Source organism: Rhodococcus ruber NBRC 15591 (assembly GCF_001894945.1).
GTDB classification, from domain to species: Bacteria; Actinomycetota; Actinomycetes; order Mycobacteriales; family Mycobacteriaceae; genus Rhodococcus; species Rhodococcus ruber.
Window position 1 is genome coordinate 1 of sequence record NZ_BCXE01000042.1, and the last position, 18257, is coordinate 18257.

General features: G+C 70.2%; 18 protein-coding genes and 2 tRNA genes. 13 read left to right on the forward strand and 7 right to left on the reverse strand.

The window, feature by feature from the left end:
* Positions 1-37 precede the first annotated feature (37 nt).
* Genes RR3_RS23475 through RR3_RS23485 form a run of 3 tightly spaced genes read right to left on the reverse strand, consistent with a single transcriptional unit; the run spans position 38 to position 2617 of the window.
* Positions 38-271, reverse strand: coding sequence for a hypothetical protein (locus tag RR3_RS23475; RefSeq protein ID WP_017681084.1), 234 nt, complete (start codon positions 269-271; stop codon positions 38-40).
* Positions 272-284: 13 nt separating this feature from the next.
* The gene (locus RR3_RS23480; protein ID WP_017681083.1) at positions 285-1478 is read right to left on the reverse strand and encodes a fatty acid desaturase family protein; all 1194 of its coding nucleotides are present in this window, start codon (positions 1476-1478) and stop codon (positions 285-287) included.
* A 26-nt stretch (positions 1479-1504) separates the two neighbouring features.
* Positions 1505-2617 (reverse strand): ferredoxin reductase, encoded by a 1113-nt coding sequence (locus RR3_RS23485; protein ID WP_048773895.1) that lies wholly within the window; start codon positions 2615-2617, stop codon positions 1505-1507.
* Positions 2618-2712: 95 nt separating this feature from the next.
* On the opposite strand from RR3_RS23485, the gene RR3_RS23490 reads away from it, so the two are divergent.
* The 5 genes from RR3_RS23490 to RR3_RS25245 all read left to right on the forward strand — a co-directional run bounded on the left by RR3_RS23490 (position 2713) and on the right by RR3_RS25245 (position 6138).
* On the forward strand, positions 2713-3414 hold the full coding sequence (locus tag RR3_RS23490; protein WP_010596349.1) for a TetR family transcriptional regulator: 702 nt from the start codon (positions 2713-2715) through the stop codon (positions 3412-3414).
* A 23-nt stretch (positions 3415-3437) separates the two neighbouring features.
* Positions 3438-4277 carry an alpha/beta fold hydrolase gene (locus RR3_RS23495; RefSeq protein ID WP_064066594.1) on the forward strand — a complete coding sequence of 280 codons (840 nt, stop codon included), beginning with the start codon at positions 3438-3440 and terminating at the stop codon, positions 4275-4277.
* Between the two features lie 22 nt (positions 4278-4299).
* Positions 4300-5223 (forward strand): SGNH/GDSL hydrolase family protein, encoded by a 924-nt coding sequence (locus tag RR3_RS23500; RefSeq protein WP_064066593.1) that lies wholly within the window; start codon positions 4300-4302, stop codon positions 5221-5223.
* A gap of 86 nt (positions 5224-5309) precedes the next feature.
* On the forward strand, positions 5310-5786 hold the full coding sequence (locus RR3_RS23505) for a hypothetical protein (RefSeq protein WP_064066576.1): 477 nt from the start codon (positions 5310-5312) through the stop codon (positions 5784-5786).
* Positions 5787-6015: 229 nt separating this feature from the next.
* Positions 6016-6138 (forward strand): hypothetical protein, encoded by a 123-nt coding sequence (locus RR3_RS25245; protein WP_010596345.1) that lies wholly within the window; start codon positions 6016-6018, stop codon positions 6136-6138.
* Positions 6139-6255: 117 nt separating this feature from the next.
* Here RR3_RS25245 and RR3_RS23515 read toward each other — a convergent pair whose 3' ends face one another.
* The gene (locus RR3_RS23515; protein ID WP_010596344.1) at positions 6256-6906 is read right to left on the reverse strand and encodes a TetR/AcrR family transcriptional regulator; all 651 of its coding nucleotides are present in this window, start codon (positions 6904-6906) and stop codon (positions 6256-6258) included.
* 95 nt (positions 6907-7001) lie between these two features.
* Between RR3_RS23515 and RR3_RS23520 the strand changes: the two genes are divergently transcribed.
* A complete protein-coding gene (locus RR3_RS23520; RefSeq protein ID WP_064066575.1) occupies positions 7002-7823 on the forward strand; it encodes an acyl-CoA thioesterase in 822 nt (273 codons plus the stop codon).
* Here RR3_RS23520 and RR3_RS23525 read toward each other — a convergent pair.
* Complete coding sequence (locus RR3_RS23525; protein WP_059174801.1) at positions 7808-9142, reverse strand: MFS transporter; 1335 nt, start codon at positions 9140-9142, stop codon at positions 7808-7810. The genes RR3_RS23520 and RR3_RS23525 overlap by 16 nt on opposite strands.
* A 164-nt stretch (positions 9143-9306) precedes the next feature.
* Here RR3_RS23525 and RR3_RS23530 point away from each other — a divergent pair, with 164 nt between their 5' ends.
* The 5 genes from RR3_RS23530 to RR3_RS23550 all read left to right on the forward strand — a co-directional run bounded on the left by RR3_RS23530 (position 9307) and on the right by RR3_RS23550 (position 13623).
* On the forward strand, positions 9307-9852 hold the full coding sequence (locus tag RR3_RS23530) for a PadR family transcriptional regulator (protein ID WP_064066574.1): 546 nt from the start codon (positions 9307-9309) through the stop codon (positions 9850-9852).
* A complete protein-coding gene (locus RR3_RS23535; protein ID WP_017681076.1) occupies positions 9849-11876 on the forward strand; it encodes an FAD-dependent oxidoreductase in 2028 nt (675 codons plus the stop codon). The genes RR3_RS23530 and RR3_RS23535 overlap by 4 nt, the downstream gene beginning before the upstream one ends.
* A gap of 26 nt (positions 11877-11902) precedes the next feature.
* Positions 11903-12706, forward strand: coding sequence for a mycolate reductase (gene cmrA / locus RR3_RS23540; protein WP_010596339.1), 804 nt, complete (start codon positions 11903-11905; stop codon positions 12704-12706).
* A gap of 156 nt (positions 12707-12862) precedes the next feature.
* Positions 12863-13462, forward strand: coding sequence for an oligoribonuclease (gene orn / locus RR3_RS23545; RefSeq protein ID WP_010596338.1), 600 nt, complete (start codon positions 12863-12865; stop codon positions 13460-13462).
* An 83-nt stretch (positions 13463-13545) separates the two neighbouring features.
* Positions 13546-13623 (forward strand) — tRNA-His (locus RR3_RS23550).
* Between the two features lie 154 nt (positions 13624-13777).
* On the opposite strand, the gene RR3_RS23555 is transcribed toward RR3_RS23550, so the two are convergent.
* Both RR3_RS23555 and RR3_RS23560 read right to left on the reverse strand, forming a co-directional pair.
* Positions 13778-15241, reverse strand: a complete 1464-nt coding sequence (locus tag RR3_RS23555; protein ID WP_026137845.1) for a selenium-binding protein SBP56-related protein — start codon at positions 15239-15241, stop codon at positions 13778-13780.
* A gap of 249 nt (positions 15242-15490) precedes the next feature.
* Positions 15491-16633, reverse strand: a complete 1143-nt coding sequence (locus tag RR3_RS23560; protein WP_225223300.1) for a L,D-transpeptidase — start codon at positions 16631-16633, stop codon at positions 15491-15493.
* A 349-nt stretch (positions 16634-16982) separates the two neighbouring features.
* On the opposite strand from RR3_RS23560, the gene RR3_RS23565 reads away from it, so the two are divergent.
* Positions 16983-17055, forward strand: a tRNA-Lys gene (locus tag RR3_RS23565).
* Between the two features lie 357 nt (positions 17056-17412).
* Positions 17413-18240 (forward strand): alpha/beta fold hydrolase, encoded by an 828-nt coding sequence (locus tag RR3_RS23570; RefSeq protein WP_228287165.1) that lies wholly within the window; start codon positions 17413-17415, stop codon positions 18238-18240.
* The last annotated feature ends 17 nt before the right edge of the window (positions 18241-18257 follow it).

Genomic DNA, 18257 nt, shown 5'->3' on the forward strand with positions numbered 1-18257 from the left:
CCCTCGCCGTCTCTGCGTTCTCGGATCGGTCCGTGTGCTACACCTGCCCGCCGGAAGGCTCGGACGACGGACCCGCTCCGCGCTCGTCGTCGGCGCCGGCCTTGCGGGCGGCTTCGCGCATCTCGATGCCGTCGCTGATCCAGTCCCCGATCTCGCGGGTGACCTCCCGGACCGCGCCGGTGATGATGCCGGCGATATTGCCGACGTGCGTCGCCGCGGATTCGGTCAGTTCCTGAAACGTGTCCTTGTTGCGTTCGAACCTACCCACCATGGCGGTACCCCCTTCAGGCGCTGTCGTGGGCGAGGGTACCCGCGACCGGCACGCTGCGCTCGATGAGCACCGACGTCGTGGGCTCCTCCGTGACCCAGCTCGGCGGCAGGGCCAGCTTCACGATCTTGCGCCACACCGAACCGACCTGGGCGAGCAGTCCGCCGGTGTTGTAGGGCAGGCCGTGCCGTTCGCACAGCTCCCGCACCTGGGGTGCCAGCTCCGGGTACCGGTGCGCCGGCAGGTCCGGGAACAGGTGGTGCTCGATCTGGTGCGAGAGGTTGCCGGACATGATGTGGAACAACGGCGTGCCGGTGATGTTCGCGCTGCCGAGCAACTGGCGCACATACCATTCGCCGCGGGTCTCGTGCGCGGTCTCCTCCTCGGTGAAGGACTGCACCCCCGACGGGAAGTGCCCGCAGAAGATGATGGAGAAGGCCCACACGTTGCGGACGAGGTTCGCGGCGACGTTGCCGAGCAGCGTCGGCACGAACATCGGCCCGGACAGCAGCGGGAAGGCGACATAGTCCTTGACCACCTGGCCACGCGCCTTGCGCCACCAGCCCCTGGCGAGCGGGATCACGTCGCGCCAGCTCCGTTTGCCGGCGACCACGTTCTCGACCTCGGCGTCGTGCAGCATCACGCCCCACTCGAACAACAGCATCAGTGCCGTCGCGTAGACGGGATTGCCGAGGTAGTACGGGTGCCAGCGCTGCGCCGGGTCCATCCGCAGGATGCCGTAGCCGACGTCGCGGTCCATGCCGAGGATGTTGGTGTAGGTGTGGTGCAGGAAGTTGTGCGAGTGCCGCCACTGGTCGGCGGGACATACGGTGTCCCACTCGAAGTTGCGGGAGTTCAGTTCCGGTTCCCGCATCCAGTCGTACTGGCCGTGCATCACATTGTGGCCGATCTCCATGTTGTCGAGGATCTTCGACACACTCAGCGCCGCCACGCCCGCCACCCAGGCCGGCGGCAGGAAGCCCACGAACAACAGTGCGCGACCGGCGATCTCGAAGCGTCGCTGCGTCCCGACGATGCGATAGATGTACTCACGGTCGGCCGCGCCGAGCGAGGCGACGGTGCGTTCGCGCAGCGCGTCGAGTTCGCGGCCGATCTCCTCGACCTGCTCGCGGCGCAGCACGACCGGTGCCGGGTCGGGTTCGCGACGGCCGGCCAGGAATGCGGGAAGGGGAAGGGACAAACCGAACATGCTGTCCTCCAGGTGTTTCGATGGGGTCAGAGGTCGAAGGCCGCGTCGCCGAGGGGGACGTTGACGCAGATCTGCACCTCGGCGCCGGGCTCGTCGTCCGTCTCGCCGGTGCGCACGTCGCGGGTGCAGCCGGACAGCCGGGTCACCGTGCAGGAGTGGCAGATTCCCATGCGGCAGCCGTGCTCCGGGGTGAGTCCGGCCGCCTCGGCCTGCTCGAGGGCGGTGACGCCGCTGTTGTCGGCGCGGATCCCGGAGGCGGCGAAGGTCACGGTGCCGCTCGCGTCGTCGTCGCGGACCACCGCGGGCGGCGTGAACTGCTCGGTGTGCAGCAGATGCGTGGCGTCGGCGTCACCGTAGACCGCCCGCACGCCGTCGACGAGGGCTGCCGGGCCGCAGACGTAGGCGGGCGCGCCGGCGAACCAGGGTGCGACCTGCTCGAGATGGTCCCGCTCGAAGTGGCCTCGCACTGCACCGTCCGCCGCCCGGGTGTAGCCGAAGGTCACGTCGATACCGGGGTGGGCGTCGGCCAGGGATTCGATGGCCTCCCGGTGCGGCACGTGCGCGGCGGTCGGCGCGTAGTGCAGGAAGGCGACGGTCCCGGAATGGCCCTCGTCGGCGAGGGTGCGCAGCATCGACAGCACCGGAGTGATGCCGCTGCCGCCGCTGACGAGCACGAGCCGGTCCGGCCGCTGCGCGGGCAGGCAGAACTCGCCGGCGGCGGCCGCGAGGTCGACGACGTCGCCCGCGGCGGCGTGCTCGTGCAAGTGCCGTGAGACGACACCGTCCGGCCGCACCCCGACGGTGAGCTGAATGCGTCCGTCGGGGCGATGCTGGGAACCGACCGGCGAGTAGGTGCGGCTGTGCCGCACGCCGTCCACCACCACGCCGAGTTGCACGTGCTGGCCGGCCCGGAACCCGAGGGGCCGGGCCGGATGCAGCTCGAGCGTCACCGACCCGGGGACGGTTCGGTCAACATGCGTGATTCGGGCCCGGGTGCGCTGCAGGGCCAGGAGAGGATCGGCCAGTTCGAGGTACCGGTCCGGGTGATGCGGGGCGGAGAGCACGTTCAGCGCCTTGATCAGGGCTTTTCGTCCGATATCCGGCCCCGCGGCGCGTCGGGCGCGATGAAGCAGTGTCATGGCGTCGCTCCTCTCGAGCGAGTCTCCAATTTCAGTGTACAAACGTGCACTGAACTCAGTGTGCCAGGCCCGCCCGGCCCGCTGTCAACGTCGATGTGGCCGCCGTCACCCCCGTCCCCGGCCACCGGTTCACCGCACTGCCTAGACTCGAACCCGTGTCCGCAGCCCCCGTTCCCGAACCCGCGACGCGGGCTGCGCGCAAGGAGCGCACCCGCCAGGCCCTGCTCGACGCCGCGCTCGAGCTCTCGGCCGATCGCAGCTTCGCCACGGTGAGCCTGCGCGAGGTGGCCCGTCGGGCCGGAATCGTGCCCACGGCGTTCTACCGCCACTTCGACTCGATGGAAGAACTCGGCGTCGCGCTCGCCGCCGACACCATGCGCATGCTCCGCCGGCTGCTGCGCGAGGCCCGGCGTGCGCGCGGCCCGTCCTCGGCGCGAGCATCGCTCGAGACCCTGGTGCGGCAGGTCCGCGCCCACGAACAGGCGTTCCGGTTCCTCGCCCGCGAGCGCCACGGCGGGCAACCGGCCGTCGCGCGCACCGTCACCGTCGAATTGCGGCTGATCACCAGCGAACTCTCCGTCGACCTCTCCCGCATGCCCGGCATGGCGGACTGGGAGGTCGACGACCTGGAGATGGCGGCCGACCTGCTGGTGACCGCCATGCTCGAGGTGGTGCTCGAACTGCTCGACGTGGACCGGCCCGGCGGACCGGCGGAAGCCGAGGTCCTGGCGCGCGCCGAGAAACAGATGCGTCTCATCGTTCTCGGCATGGGGGCCTGGAGACCTACCCACCGCTGACGGCAACCCGTACGGTGGGCGCCATGTTCGAGACCACGCGCGTCACCCTCGGAGACCTCACCTTCGACGTCCACACCGCCGGGCCCGTCGACGGCACGCCGGTCGTGCTGCTGCACGGCTTCCCGGAGACCGCCCGCAGCTGGGAGTCCGTCGCCCCGCAGCTCGCGGAGGCGGGACTCCGGGTACTCGCGCCCGACCAGCGGGGCTACTCCCCCGGTGCCCGCCCGGACGTAGTGGCGGCCTACACCGTCGACCTGCTCGTCGGCGACGTCGTCGGGCTGCTCGACGCGACCGGGCTCGACCGGGCCCACCTGGTGGGGCACGACTGGGGGGCGGCCGTGGCCTGGCAGGTCGCGGCACACCACCCCGACCGCATCACGACCCTGACCGCGGTGTCGGTGCCGCACCCCGCGGCCTACGGTTGGGCCTTGCGCGAGGACGCCGATCAGCAGGCCCGCGCGGCCTACATCAAGCTGCTCCGGCAGGAGGGAAAGGCCGAGCACGTCCTGCTCGAGGACGATGCTCGTCGGCTGCGCGCGATGTACGGCGACCGGGTGAGCTCCGAGTCGATCGACGAGTACGTGCGCGTGCTGTCCGAGCCCGGCGCCCTGACCGCCACGCTCAACTGGTACCGCGCCATGACACGCGAGTTCGCCGAACTCGCGCCGGTGCGGGTGCCCACCACCTACGTGTGGAGCACAGCGGATTCGGCCCTCGGCCGGGCGGGCGCCGAGCGCTGCGGCGAGTTCGTCGACGCGCCATACGAATTCGTCGTCCTCGACGACGTCAGCCACTGGGTTCCCGAGGAGGCGCCGGACGCGCTGGCGAAGGCGATCCTCGCCCGGATCGACGACCGGCCGTGAGCGGATGTCCGCACGAGACGCCGTGACCACGGCACGGCACCGCCGGCTCGGCGCGGTCGCGGCCGCCGCCTTCTCCGTGCTGGCCGCCGCGGCCTGCACCGATCCCGGGCCGTCGACCGGGTCCGGGGCGTCGACCGGGTCCGATCCGGGTCCGGCCTACAGTTCCTATGTGGCCCTGGGGGACTCGTTCACGGCAGGCCCGATGATCCCGCCCCGGGTCGACCCGGCATGCGCCCGCTCGGGCAGCAACTATCCCCATGCCGTGGCCCGGACACTCGGCATCGAGGACTTCCGCGACGTGTCGTGCAGTTCCGCGACGACAGCGAACCTGTCAGGGCCCCAAGTAGTCTCGTCGGGCTCCACTGTGGCCGCCCAGTACGAGGCGCTCACCCCCGACACCGAGCTGGTCACCGTCGGGATCGGTGGCAACGACATCGGCCTGGTCGCCCTGGCCGGGTCGTGTCTCGCGCTCGATCGCTCGTCCGGAAGGGCCTCGGCACCGGCCGGACCCCTGTGCGCGACCGCGAACGTCCGCGACGGCGTCGATCTCGTGGATCGCGCGATCGACGACTTCGCGCCGACCTACGGCGCGATTGTGCAGGAGATCCGCGACCGCGCCCCGCAGGCGCGCATCCTGCTGGTCGGCTACCCGACCGGGATCCGGGACGGCGGCTGCTATCCCGATCAGCCGATCCTGCCGGACGACGCGACGTACCTGCAGGCCAAGATCGACCGACTCAACGCCGCGATGCGGCAGCAGGCCGACGCGGCGGGTGTCGACTACGTCGACCTGCGCGAGTCCACAGTGGGGCACGATGCGTGCCAGCCGGCCGCGCAACGCTGGACCGAGGGCCTGTTCCCGTCCCAGCCGGCGGCCCCGCTGCACCCCAACGCGGACGGCCATCGCAACGCCGCGGAACAGGTGCTGGTCACCATCGCGGACTAGATCGGACCGGATCGCGATCGTCGCTTCGGTCCATCCGAGGAGTGGCGGGCCTCGACAGACCATGACTTTAGAAGCAATTTTAAAGTATGCGCATGGATGAGGTGTCGTTCTCGGACCTGCAGTTGCGGGGCAAGGCCACGGTCGAGCGGCTCCGGCGCTCACCGGCGCGGTCGCTGCGGGTGCGCCGGCGCGACGCGGAGGACCTGGTGCTCACCACCGCGGCGCGGGCGGAGCTCGAGCACGCGGCGGCGTCGGTGACGACGCGGATGTTCGTGGCGGTGATGCGACGTGACACCCGCGCGCGGGAGCTGGTGACCGAGGTGCTGCCCGAGGTGTTCCCGTGGGTGACGTTCCTCTCCCGCGAGGAGGTCCAGGAGTTGGTGCTCGAGCTGGTCTCGACGCTGCGCGCTGCAGAATCGCTCGACAACCCGGCCCCGGCGGTACAGGTGATCGATGCCTGGCGGCACACCGCCGAAGCGCTGGCCGATCCGGACCTTGCGGCCCTGCTCGCCGCCGACACCGACGAAGACCACGGTGTGGTTTCCCCGCCGGGCGCTGCGTGAGCCCCGAACGCGGTGACCGGGTCGCCCCGCCCGCCGACCCCACCGGCGGGTGGGAGTTACGGTTCGCCACCACCGACGCCGTCAAGGGTGGGAAGCGCTGTGTCAGCAGGCGCCGTCGAACACCCTCACCGCGTGGAACGAGCTGCGCGCCCGCCCCGAGACACCGGCACCGACCTCGCGACACCATCAACTCAAAGGCTCTCTGGCCACCGCCGCGCACGGCGGGACGGTGACGGAGCAGTGGCAGTACGAGGTCACCGCCGGCGGACGGCTGTGGTATCTCGTCGACACCGCTCGCCGCACCCTGTGGATCAAGGCCGCCGGCACTGCGCACCCCAAGTCCACCGAATAGTCGACGGTGCTGACACTCGAAGCACTCAGCCGATGTGCTGCAACAGAAGGCATTCGATCCCCGTCGCAGCGGTGCCGGGCCCTCCCTCGATGAACCCTCTCCGGAATCTCCGCTCATTCAGCGCTCGCGACACGCCTCACCGCCCGAACGGCCTGGTGATTCCACACTTCCGAAACACGGCCCGACAGCAGGGTCGATCGCCGATCGGCACAGGACCGTGAGCTCGTCGACCACCGCGTCGAGCGGCGCCGAGCTGCGTTGTGCCTGGGCGAGCACCAGCGCGCCCTCGAGCGCGCCGACGACGAGCACCGCCAGCGACCGTGCGCGTTCCGGACCGACCCCGTCCGCGACGAGAGCGTCGGCGAGCAGGTCGCACCAGGTCTCGAACGCGACGCCTGCGACGTCGCGGGCGCCGCGTTCGGTGCCGAGGGCGGCCGCGACGATCGGGCAGCCGACCGCGTAGTCACCGTCCTCGAGCCCGCGGCGCCACAGGTCGGCGAGCGCCCGCAGCGCACCGGGGGTGTCCGAGGCTTCCAGCACCCGCGTCACGCCGTCGCCCAGGTGATCGGCGGCGCTGCGCGTGGCCTCCTCGACGAGCTGCGCCTTTCCGCCCGGGAAATGGTGGTACACCGACCCGCGGGGCGCTCCGCTGTGGGCGAGCACGTCGGCGAACGAGGTCGCGGCGACGCCCCGCTCCCGGATGAGCCGGATCGCGCTGCGGATCATCGCGGCACGGGGGCCGGTGGTCGGGTCGCTGCGCCTCGCCATGTTCCTGCTCCGCTCTTGCCGCCGATTTCTATGTATGTTGTCATACTTAAGTCCGGTTCGCGCCGGAACGGACCCGTTCTTCCCGAGGAGTCGTCGTGACCGAGATCGCCGCCCCGCCCCACCCCTTCGACGCCGCCGTGGCGCTCGAGCCCACGGAGGACGGTCACACGCGGGGGCGGACCAGCCCCGAGTACACGAACATGGTCGGCCCGTTCGGCGGCGTCACCGCCGCCGCCCTGCTGCGGGCCGTCCAGCAGCACCCGGACCGGCTCGGCGATCCCATCTCCCTGACCGTCAACTACGCCGGCCCGGTCGCCGACGGCGAGTTCGACATCACCGTGCGGGCGGTCCGCACCAACCGCACCAACCAGCACTGGCTGCTCGAGCTGACGCAGGACGGCATGGTCACCACCACCGCCACCGCGGTGTTCGGCACCCGCCGCGACACCTGGTCGGACACCGAACTCGACGTTCCGGAGGTGCCGCCCGCGGAGACGGTTCCCGCCCGGACCTTTCCGGACTTCATCGCCTGGGCCCGCAACTACGAGATGCGGTTCGTCGAGGGCGCGGTGCCCGAGCAGGACGCCGGCGAGCACCCCGACTCCACCACGACACTGTGGGTGCGCGACGCACCGGTCCGCCCACTCGACTTCCCGGCGCTGACGGCGCTGTGCGACGTCTTCTACCCGAGGGTGTTCCTGCGGCGCGGCCGGTACATGCCGGCCGGGACCGTGTCCCTGACCGTGTACTTCCACGCCGACGCCGCACAGCTCGACGCCCAGAGCGACGACTTCGTGCTGGGCACCGCGCGCACGCACCGCTTCTCGCAGGGCTACTTCGACCAGGCCGCCCAGCTGTGGGGCCGCGACGGCACGCTGCTCGCCACGAGCCACCAGCTCGTCTACTTCAAGGACTGACCCTCCGGGGCCCGCACCGCGAGCAGCGCCACCAGCCCGGCGCCGAGCACGACGAGCAGACCGGCGATGCCGGCCCGGTCCGCGCCGAAGGTCCAGGCGAAGAGCCCGAACAGGGTCGGGGCCAGGAACGACACGGCGCGGCCGGTCGTCGCGTAGAGCCCGAACATCTGGCCCTCCCGTCCGGCGGGGGTGATGCGTGCGAGGAAGGTGCGGGCCGACGACTGCGCGGGCCCGACGAACAGGCACAGCAGCAGACCGAAAATCCAGAACATCACCGGCCCCGACACCACGAGCAGCACGATGCCGACGGCCATCATGGCGGTGAGTGAGGCGACGATCACCGCCTTGGGGCCGACCCGGTCGTCGAAGCGCCCCGCCGCGAGGGCACCGAGCGCCGACACCACGTTCGCGGCCACACCGAACAGCAGTACGTCGGCGGCGTCGATGCCGTACACGTTCACCGCGAGCACCGCGCCGAACGTGAACACCCCGGCCAGACCGTCGCGGAACAGTGCCGACGCGCCGAGATAGCCGACGGTGCGCCGGTCCATCGCCCACAGCTCGCGGAGGTCGCGCAGCAGCACCCGGTAGGAGTGCACGATCCCGGTCCGTTCCGCGCCGGGATCGGCGCCGGTGGGCCGAACCTCGGGCACCGCGAGCAGCACCGGGACGGCGAAGATCGCGAACCACACCGCCGCGGCCAGCACCACCAGGCGGATGTTGAGACCGGCCTCGGTGCTCACCCCGAGGAAGCCGCGGGTGTCGCCGTCGCCGGCGATGAAACCGAAGTACCCGAGCAGCAACAGCAGCAGCCCGCCGACGTAGCCCATGGCCCAGCCCAGACCGGAGACCCGGCCCATGTTCTCCTCGGTGGAGACCTGCCGGAGCATGGCGTTGTAGGGCACCTGCGCGAGTTCGACGACGACCGACGACACCCCCAGCAGCACGAGGCCGAGCCACAGGTAACGGTGGTCGTCGCGCACGAACACCATCGCCGCCATGAGCGCGACGCCGGTGTAGGACAGCACCGCGAGGGACCGCTTGCGCCGGCCGGCCGCGTCGTAGCGCTGCCCCGAGACGGGGGCGGTGATCGCGATGACGAACCCCGAGATGCCCAGCGCCCACCCGAGCCACGTGCTCGCCGACATCGACCCCGGCAGGTCGTCGCCCACGGCGTCGGTGAGATACACGGAGAAGACGAAGGTCAGCACCACCGCGTGGTAGGCCGACGACCCGAAGTCCCACATGCCCCAGGCGAAGACCTGGCGCCGCGAGGTGGCCTCCCCGATCCCGGCGACGGCGTCCGTGTGCGCACTCATGCCCGCAGCCTAGGAGATCGTCGCGCCGAGAACCGGCCTCTGACGATCCGCGCGATCCCCCGTCAGCCGCGAACACAATCGCGTTCGCGACTGACCGGGTGGTTCGCGGACGTCCTCTCCAATGTGCACTTGATTGCATATGCACCTCGGTGCATACTCGCGGCATGGCACTGGAACACGCGCTGCTCGCCGCACTCGTCGAGCGGTCCGGCTCCGGCTACGAGCTCGCCCGCCGGTTCGACAAGTCGATCGGCTTCTTCCACAGCGCAACCCACCAGCAGATCTACCGCGTGCTGCGGCGGATGGAGGAGAGCGGCTGGATCACCGGCCGCACCGTGCCCCAGGACGGGCGACCCGACAAGAAGGTCTACCGCGTCAGCGCCGCTGGACGCACCGAACTGGACCGCTGGATCTCCCAGCCCTCCGACCCCGAGCAACTACGCAGCGACCTGGCCGTGAAGATCCGCGCCGCCGGGCCCGACACCCTCCCCGCCCTCCTCGCGGAGCTCACCCGCCACCGCGACGCCCACGCCGCACGCCTCGAGGTGTACCGCACCATCGAGAAACGCGACTTCCCCGCACCTCACCGGCTCACCGGGCTCTCACTCCACCAGTACTTGGTCCTGCGCGGCGGCATCCGCGTCGAGCAGGGTTTCGCGGACTGGTGCCAGGAAGTGCTCGACGCCCTCACCATCGAGGACAACACGTGACGAATCCGTATCCCCACCTGCTCTCCCCCCTCGATCTCGGGCCGTTCACCGTGCCCAACCGGGTCGTGATGGGCTCGATGCACACCGGTCTCGAGGACCGGGCCAGGAACACCGGTCGCCTCGCCGCGTATTTCGCCGAGCGCGCCCGCGGCGGCGTCGGCCTCATCGTCACCGGCGGCTACGCCCCCAACCGGACCGGCTGGCTGCTGCCGTTCGGCGCCAAACTCACCAACCGGCTCGAGGCCCGCCGGCACCGGACGATCACCGATGCGGTCCACGCGGAAGGCGGCCGCATCCTGCTGCAGATCCTGCACGCCGGGCGCTACAGCTACTGGCCGCTGAGTGTGTCCGCGTCGTCGATCAAGGCACCGATCAACCCGTTCCGCCCGCGCAGGCTCACCTCGTGGGGGGTGCGGTGGCAGATCCGCGCCTACGTCCGCTGCGCCCGCCTCGCCCAGCAGGCCGGCTACGACGGCGTCGAGATCATGGGCGGCGAAGGGTACTTCATCAACCAGTTCCTCGCCGAGCGCACCAACCGCCGGACCGACGCGTGGGGCGGCAGCGCCGAGAACCGTCGCCGGCTGCCCGTCGAGATCGTCCGCCGCACCCGCGAGGCCGTCGGGCCGAACTTCGCGATCTGCTTCCGGCTGTCCATGGCCGACCTCGTCGACGGCGGCCAGCGCTGGGACGAGATCGTCGCCCTCGCCCAGGAGATCGAACGCGCGGGCGCCACGCTGATCAACACCGACATCGGCTGGCACGAGTCGCGGGTGCCCACCATCGTCACCTCCGTCCCGCGCGCCGCGTTCGCGGACGTCACCGCCGAGCTGGCGAAGCACGTCGGGATCCCGGTCGCAGCCTCCAACCGGATCAACATGCCCGAGACGGCCGAGGAGATCCTCGCTCGCGGCGACGCACAGCTGATCTCGATGGCGCGGCCGATGCTGGCCGACCCGGAATGGGTCCGCAAGGCCGCCGCCGGCGTACCCGACGAGATCAACACCTGCATCGCCTGCAATCAGGCCTGCCTCGACCACGCCTTCGTCAACAAGCACGTCTCGTGCCTGCTCAACCCCCGCGCCGGCCGGGAGACCGAACTGCTGCTCGCCCCCACCCGCCGCCGCAAGACCGTCGCGGTCGTCGGCGCCGGACCTGCCGGACTCGCGGCGGCCGTGAACCTGGCCCGTCGCGGCCACTCCGTCACCCTGTTCGAAGCCGACGACGAGATCGGCGGCCAGTTCGGCATCGCCCGCCGCATCCCCGGCAAGGAGGAGTTCGCCGAGACCGTGCGGTACTTCCGCCGCCAGCTGGAGCTGACGAAGGTGCAGGTCCGCCTCGGTACCCGCGCGGGCGCCGACGACCTGATCGGCGCGTACGACGAGGTGGTCGTCGCGACCGGCGTCACCCCCCGCGTGCCCGCAATCCCCGGCATCGATCATCCCAGCGTGCTGTCCTACCCGCAGGTCGTCCGGGACGGTGCGCCCGTCGGCGCCCGTGTCGCCGTGATCGGGGCGGGCGGGATCGGCGTCGACGTCTCCGAGTTCCTCACCCACGACCGTTCCCCCACCCTCGACCTGGCCGAATGGAAGCGCGAGTGGGGCGTCACCGACCCGAAGGCCGCCCCGGGGGCACTCACCGCGCCCCGCCCGTCGCCGTCGCCGCGGGAGGTGTTCCTGCTGCAGCGCAAGCCCGGCCCGATCGGGAAGGGCCTCGGCAAGACCAGCGGATGGGTGCACCGGGCGTCCCTGAAGCACAAGAAGGTGCACGAGATCTGCGGTGTCAACTACGAGCGGATCGACGACGCCGGCCTGCACATCAGCTTCGGTGCGGAGCGCCGTGACCCGAAGGTGCTCGACGTCGACAACGTGGTGATCTGCGCGGGGCAGGAACCGGTCCGTGACCTCGTCGATCGGCTCACCGCCGCGGGCGTGACCACCCACGTCATCGGCGGGGCCGACGTCGCCGCGGAGCTCGACGCCAAGCGCGCGATCGAGCAGGGCACCCGCCTCGCGGATCGCATCTGAACCGGCCGCCGCTACGCTGAGCGACCATGACTCTGCCGACTCCCACCCCCGACGCCCGAGCCGTCGTGACCGGCGCCTCCTCCGGCATCGGCGAGGCCCTCGCCGCCGAACTCGCCGCGCGCGGGCACTCGCTGATCCTCGTCGCCCGCCGCGGCGACGTGATGGAGGAACTCGCGGCGACGCTGCAGGCGAAGCACGGCGTCACCGTCGAGGTCCGCGCGTGCGACCTGTCCGACCGCGACGCACGAACCGCGCTCGTCGAGGAACTCGGCAAGCGCCCGATCAGCATCCTGTGCAACAACGCGGGCATCGCGACGTTCGGCCCGGTGGCCCAGCTCGATCCGGCCTACGAACGGGCTCAGGTCGAACTGAACGCCGTCGCCGTGCACGATCTGACCCTCGCGGTGCTGCCGCAGATGGTCGAGCGCCGATCCGGGGCGATCCTGATGGTCGGTTCCGCGGCGGGCAACATGCCGATACCCAACAACGCGACCTATGCGGCGACGAAGGCGTTCGTCAACACCTTCTCCGAGTCGCTGCGCGGGGAACTGAAGGACAGCGGCGTGCACGTGACGCTGCTGGCGCCGGGCCCGGTGCGCACGGAGACCCCGGACCCGGCCGAGGCGTCGATCGTCGACAGGCTCGTGCCGGATTTCCTGTGGATCTCGAGCGAGCACACCGCGAAGGTGTCGCTCGACGCGCTCGCGGAGAACAAGATGCGCATCGTGCCGGGCCTGATCAGCAAGGCGATGTCCGTCGCCGGCAACTACACCCCGCGCGGTGTCGTCGCGCCGATCGTCGGCGCCTTCTACAAGAAGCTGGGCGCGTAGCGCCCGGTGTGCCGTTTGGGCTGCGGGAGCAGCCCAAACGGCACACCGGACTCGGCGTCGGATCGACCGTCATCCGGTGTCCTCCTCGTCCACGTGCGGCCGTGGAATGGTCACCGTGACCGTATCGCCACGACCGGGCTGACTACGCTGTGTTTCGTGCAGGACAAACTTGTGTGGATCGATTGCGAAATGACCGGCTTGCGGATCGACAGCGACCAGCTGATCGAGATCGCCGCCCTCGTCACCGACAGTGATCTCAACGTGCTGGGAGACGGGGTGGACATCGTCATCCACGCCGACGACGAGGCACTCGCCGCGATGCCCGACGTCGTCACCGAGATGCACGAGCGCTCGGGGCTCACCGAGGAGGTGCGCAGGTCCACGGTGAGCGTCGCCGAGGCGGAGAAGACGGTGCTCGACTACATCCGGGCACACGTCCCGGAGGCCGGCACCGCGCCCCTGGCGGGCAACTCGATCGCGACGGACCGCGGGTTCATCGCTCGCGACATGCCCGAGCTCGACGCCTACCTCCACTACCGGATGGTGGACGTCAGCTCCGTCAAGGAGCTGTGCCGCCGCTGGTACCCGCGGATCTACTTCGGCCAACCGGCCAAGGGCCTGTCGCACCGGGCGCTCGCCGACATCAAGGAGTCGATTCGCGAGTTGCGGTATTACCGGCGTACCGCGTTCGTCGCGCCTCCGGGCCCCCCGTCCGCCGAGATCGCCGCCGTCACGAAGGAGTTGGGCCCGGCCTGACCTGCGGATTCGCCGTTTCCGGCAAACTCAGGCTAGTATCTGTACCGCAGGCGCAACCGGCCCAGGCCGATCGCGAATGCGATGGTGAGTGTAGTTCAGTTGGTAGAGCACCAGGTTGTGATCCTGGCTGTCGCGGGTTCGAGTCCCGTCACTCACCCCCACAGGGCGAGTCCCTGACCGGCGGAAGCCGGTCAGGGACTCGCCTGTTTTCGGCGGCGTGTATCGAACTCTGCACCAGCGCCCCCGTCCGAACACGGTCCGGGCAGCCATCGGGTTTGCCCAGACGGTGGGGCGGAAGGCGCCGTGCGACGACGCTCACCCGGTGAAGCAGTACGAGTCGCTGGACGCATCCCCGCCCTGCAGGCGCGTCTGGTGCACTCGAAGTCCGCGGAAGTCGTCGCCGTGCGGGAAGAACCCGCGGTCGACGACCAGGCCGCCGGCAGAGACATCGGCGTCGAACTTCGCCATCCACGCCCCCACACCGTCCGGGTAGAAGACCTCGTCCCAGGCCGCATAGAGCGAGTTGGTGGCGTAGACCCGACGCCCGTCGCGACTGATCTCCACCATCTGCGGGCCTCCCGCGATCGGGAGGTCCGGAACCGCCGAATGCGGCGCGCGGCCCACGATCCCACCGAGGCGCACCGATGCCGTCTCCCGCGGGTGGAACGGGTCGCCGACGTCGTACTGCTTGAGTTCTCCGGTGCCCCAGCACGAGACGTACAGCCAACGGTCGTCGACCGACAGGTCGATGTCGGAGACGAGCGGCGGTACCGCGCCGAAGGGTTTCAGCGCCGGCGGCAGATCGTCGGGGTCGGCCGGCTCCGCCGGAATGGTGATCACCTTCTCCACCGCCCACCGGTCGTCGCTCTTGTGCCACATCCACACCGACGCCGACAGATCCTCCACGCTGATGACGACGCCCACGAACCCGAACGCCGCGGAAGGATTGTGCGCCGGACGGAGTTCGAGAACCATCTGATGCTCGTCGCCGAGATCGATGCGCTGCGTCGGCTTGCGCTCGGACATGCTCCAGAAATTCAGATGGTGTCCGAACCTGCGGCCGAGGAGGTCCTCGGCGTTCAGTCCGTTCTCGATCATCGACGGCGTGGCCCACTCGGAGGTGATCACCGTGTCGTGCTTCAGGTGCCACCACACGTCGTACGCCAGGGACTGCTCGCCGTGCTCGGCCTCCCAGGCTCCGATGACGTCGAACGTGTCGTGGTCGAGCAGCGCGACACCACCCGGACCCTCGGCGCCGTCGGCGCCTCCCAGGGCGGACATGAAGATGCCACCCGGTCCACAATGCACCGTGTGCGGCCGCGAGTATCCCGCCTTCGTGGCGAGCTCGGCGGCCTCGATCGTGCGTGTCACCACCGGGTGCCGCGCATCGGGTTTGGTGTCGAGGATGTACGTTCTCGACGAGCGGATGCCCGGCACCACCAGGTACCGCCGCTCGAGCGGCTGGCCGTGGTGATCGCCGTGCCCCTCGTGACCGTGCCCCTCGTGACCGTGCCCCTCGTGACCGTGCCCCTCGTGACACAGCGCGCTCGAGCAGGCGTTCCATCCGAAGTGGTGCAACTCGTTGCCCGCCGTCGGCAGCTCGGTCCAGCCGATCACACCACCGTATGTCGGCGAACCCGGCTCGCAATCGACCACTGCGATCGCGTCCTTCGCCCGGCCGGCCGGATCGAAGGCAGCCACATAGGCAAGCCGCTCGGGCGCGGCTGCCACGGCGTCACTCGGGCTGCGGTAGAACGTGGGATCTGTCGTCGCAGACATGAATCCTCCTCGACTCGGACCTGTCCGCCGGGCCACGCTCGGTGGTCCACGGTCGGTCGACGTCACAGGTAGGCATGCCTTCTCCCTGATTCTCCGCCGCGCAGGACCGCATGTCGACCCTCCACGGTCGGGCTGCCCGGCGGTCGGCACCCGACACGGGAAGACCCCCGGGATCGTCGATCCCGGGGGTCTCGTGCCAACCGCTACCGCAGGAGGCGGACCCGGCCTGCCTCACGCCGGGGCGCCGGATCAGGCGCGCGCGTTTCCGGCCTTCCACGTCGACCACGGAATGTTCCAGTCCCCGAGTCCCTCGGTGCCCGAGAGGATGCCGCCGACGGTGTTCTGCACGACGACGATGTCACCGCGCTTGGTGTTGTCGAAGATCCACTTGGCGTTGGCCGGGCTCAGGTTGAGGCAGCCGTGGCTGACGTTGCGCACGCCCTGGTCGCCGAGGGACCACGGCGCCGAATGGAAGAAGATCCCGCTGTAGGACATCCGCGTCGCCCAGTCCACCGGGGTCCGGTACCCCTCCGCGGAGTCGACGGCGACGCCGTAGGTCGACGAGTCCATCACCAGATGCTCGAACCGGTCGCCGATCGTGTACACGCCGTTGGGGGTGGGCGTGCCGTCCTTGCCCATGGACGTGGGCATCGTCATCACGTCGACCCCGTTGCGGTTGACGGTGACCTGCTTGGTGTTGTCGTCGGCGGTGATGACCACCGCATCGCCGATCGTGAAGCTCGAGTGCACGTCCGACTGGCCGAACAGACCGTCGCCCAGATCGCGACCGTAGACCTTCACGTCCACCGTCACCCTCGTGCCCGGCGCCCAGTAGTTCTCGGGCCGCCACCGCACCTCACGGTTGCTCAGCCAGTAGAACGCGCCGTCGACCGGCGGCTCGGTGACGACGGTGATGGCCTGCTCGGCAGCGAGACGATCGGGGATGTTCTCGTCGAACTGGATCGCGACGGGCTGGCCGATGCCGACGACCGCGCCCTCACCCGGCATCACGTACGGCTGGGTGAGATTTCCCGGGGCGCTGGTGGTGAACGAGACGACGGTCGTCGTCGCTCCACCGAGCCCGTACGCGACGGCCTCGAGCCGGTACTGCCGGCTGTAGCCGAGCGGCTCGGTGTTGGCCCACGTGGCTCCGTCCGGACCGAGTGCCCCGGCTACGGGTTCCCCGTCCGGGTTGAGCAGCGTGACGGACTCGAGCTTGCCGTTGACCACCGAGACGGTCACCGGCTCGATGGGCGAGAAGCCGACTCCCCCGTCGACCACGCTCGCCGAGACCGTGGGCTTGATGAGCGCGGCGAGGGGATTCGAATCGATCGGCACCTCCTCGGCCCCGCCGGCGCCGGACGCGCCGGAGCAGGCCGTGACGAAGGTCATGACGCCGACCAACACCGCCCCGAGCACCGCCGCGACGGCATGCCGATTCCGCCGGCGGCGCGGCGCCGCACTGTTCCCAACCACTCTCACCCTCCGATTCCGGGCCTCCCCCGGGCCGCAAAACTGCACGTCGATGCGCGTGCGTTCGATGATGCCAGCCCCGCTCGAGGCACAGCCGCCGCGACGTCGACGACGCGAATAACGTTCGAATACCAATCGCCGCCGGCCCCCTCGGCGTTACGTCCCGCTTCCACCGAAATGCGGCATGACCAGCCGATTTGGTGCGCTCCTGGAAGGTGTGTAGTCTTTCCTTCGTCGCCGGGACAACGCCCCGGAGACGCACCGCCAAGCGCCATTAGCTCAATTGGCAGAGCAGCTGACTCTTAATCAGCGGGTTCGGGGTTCGAGTCCCTGATGGCGCACAGCACGAAGGAAGGCCGGCGATCTGCGAGATCGCCGGCCTTCCTTCTTCTTTCCGTCGTGTCCGCTGTCATCCCCGTCCAGCCCGACACGAACTCGTGCATCCCGCGAAGCAGGTCCCGCCGATCCGGCACTTCGCCGGCGGTGTCGTACACAGATTTCCCCTGTGCGGGATGACGGACTGCACAATTCGCCCGATGCGAGCGCTCGGCCGTCGCGAACAAACTGGGGCCATGTTCACGAAGAGCATTGTGCGAGACGCTGGGACGTCGGCGGACGACGGCCACGCGGGCCTGCGAGCATGGTACGAACGAGTGCTTCCGGAGGGCTCGGGATACAGCCGCAGGGTGGAATCGGACTTGCCCACCCGAGTGCACGTCCTGGAGAAGGGCGCCGGACCGCCGATGATCCTGCTCCACGGCACCGGGGTCGCTGCCGGATTCTTTCTGCCGCTACTCGCCGAACTCGACGGCGTCCGCGCGATTGCCCCGGACCTGCCCGGCCGGGGCCTCAGCGACCCGATCGACCACCCCCGACGGCACTTCCGCACAGCGGCGGTCGGGTGGCTGGATCGCCTGCTCGACGTCCTCGGCCTCGAAGAGACCGTGCTGCTCGGGCACTCCGCGGGCGGTGTGTGGGCCACCTGGTACGCACTCGCGCACCCGGAGCGGGTCGGCCGGGTCGTACTAGTCGGGCCGCCCGCCTTTCCGGGGACGCGGTGCCCGCTGCCGCACCGGGTACTCGCCACTCCGGGGCTCGGCAGGCTGGCGGCCGGTCTCGTTCCGCCCGGCCGGGAGTCCGTGCTCCGGTTTGCCGCCGTCATGGGGGAACGCGCGACGCTGGTCCGGCATCCCGACCTGATCGATCTGCTCGTTGCCATGCGCAGAGACCCCGTCGCCGAGTCGGCCGCGCGCGACGAGATACACGCACTCGTGTCTCCCCTGGCATTGCTGACGCCGTCCGGGTTCCGCCGGCGGACGCGCGTACGTCCCGATGAACTCGGCCGCCTGACCATGCCCACGCTTCTCGTCTGGGGCCGCGACGAGCCGCTCGGCGGCGTCGCCGTGGCCCGTGGGGTGACCGACCTGATCCCCTCGGCGAAGCTGGCAGTCCTCCCGGGCGGACACGCGCCCTGGCTGGGGCAGCCCGCGCAGACAGCTGTCGTGATCCTCGATTTCCTCCGTTAACGCCTCTCCTTCCAGAA

Bases quoted from the DNA above. Each gene is read 5' to 3' on its own strand.
- RR3_RS23475 (WP_017681084.1), bottom strand. From the start codon at position 271: ATGGTGGGTAGGTTCGAACGCAACAAGGACACGTTTCAGGAACTGACC.
- RR3_RS23480 (WP_017681083.1), bottom strand. From the start codon at position 1,478: ATGTTCGGTTTGTCCCTTCCCCTTCCCGCATTCCTGGCCGGCCGTCGC.
- RR3_RS23485 (WP_048773895.1), bottom strand. From the start codon at position 2,617: ATGACACTGCTTCATCGCGCCCGACGCGCCGCGGGGCCGGATATCGGA.
- RR3_RS23495 (WP_064066594.1), top strand. From the start codon at position 3,438: ATGTTCGAGACCACGCGCGTCACCCTCGGAGACCTCACCTTCGACGTC.
- RR3_RS23505 (WP_064066576.1), top strand. From the start codon at position 5,310: ATGCGCATGGATGAGGTGTCGTTCTCGGACCTGCAGTTGCGGGGCAAG.
- RR3_RS23515 (WP_010596344.1), bottom strand. From the start codon at position 6,906: ATGGCGAGGCGCAGCGACCCGACCACCGGCCCCCGTGCCGCGATGATC.
- RR3_RS23525 (WP_059174801.1), bottom strand. From the start codon at position 9,142: ATGAGTGCGCACACGGACGCCGTCGCCGGGATCGGGGAGGCCACCTCG.
- RR3_RS23530 (WP_064066574.1), top strand. From the start codon at position 9,307: ATGGCACTGGAACACGCGCTGCTCGCCGCACTCGTCGAGCGGTCCGGC.
- cmrA (WP_010596339.1), top strand. From the start codon at position 11,903: ATGACTCTGCCGACTCCCACCCCCGACGCCCGAGCCGTCGTGACCGGC.
- RR3_RS23555 (WP_026137845.1), bottom strand. From the start codon at position 15,241: ATGTCTGCGACGACAGATCCCACGTTCTACCGCAGCCCGAGTGACGCC.
- RR3_RS23560 (WP_225223300.1), bottom strand. From the start codon at position 16,633: ATGACCTTCGTCACGGCCTGCTCCGGCGCGTCCGGCGCCGGCGGGGCC.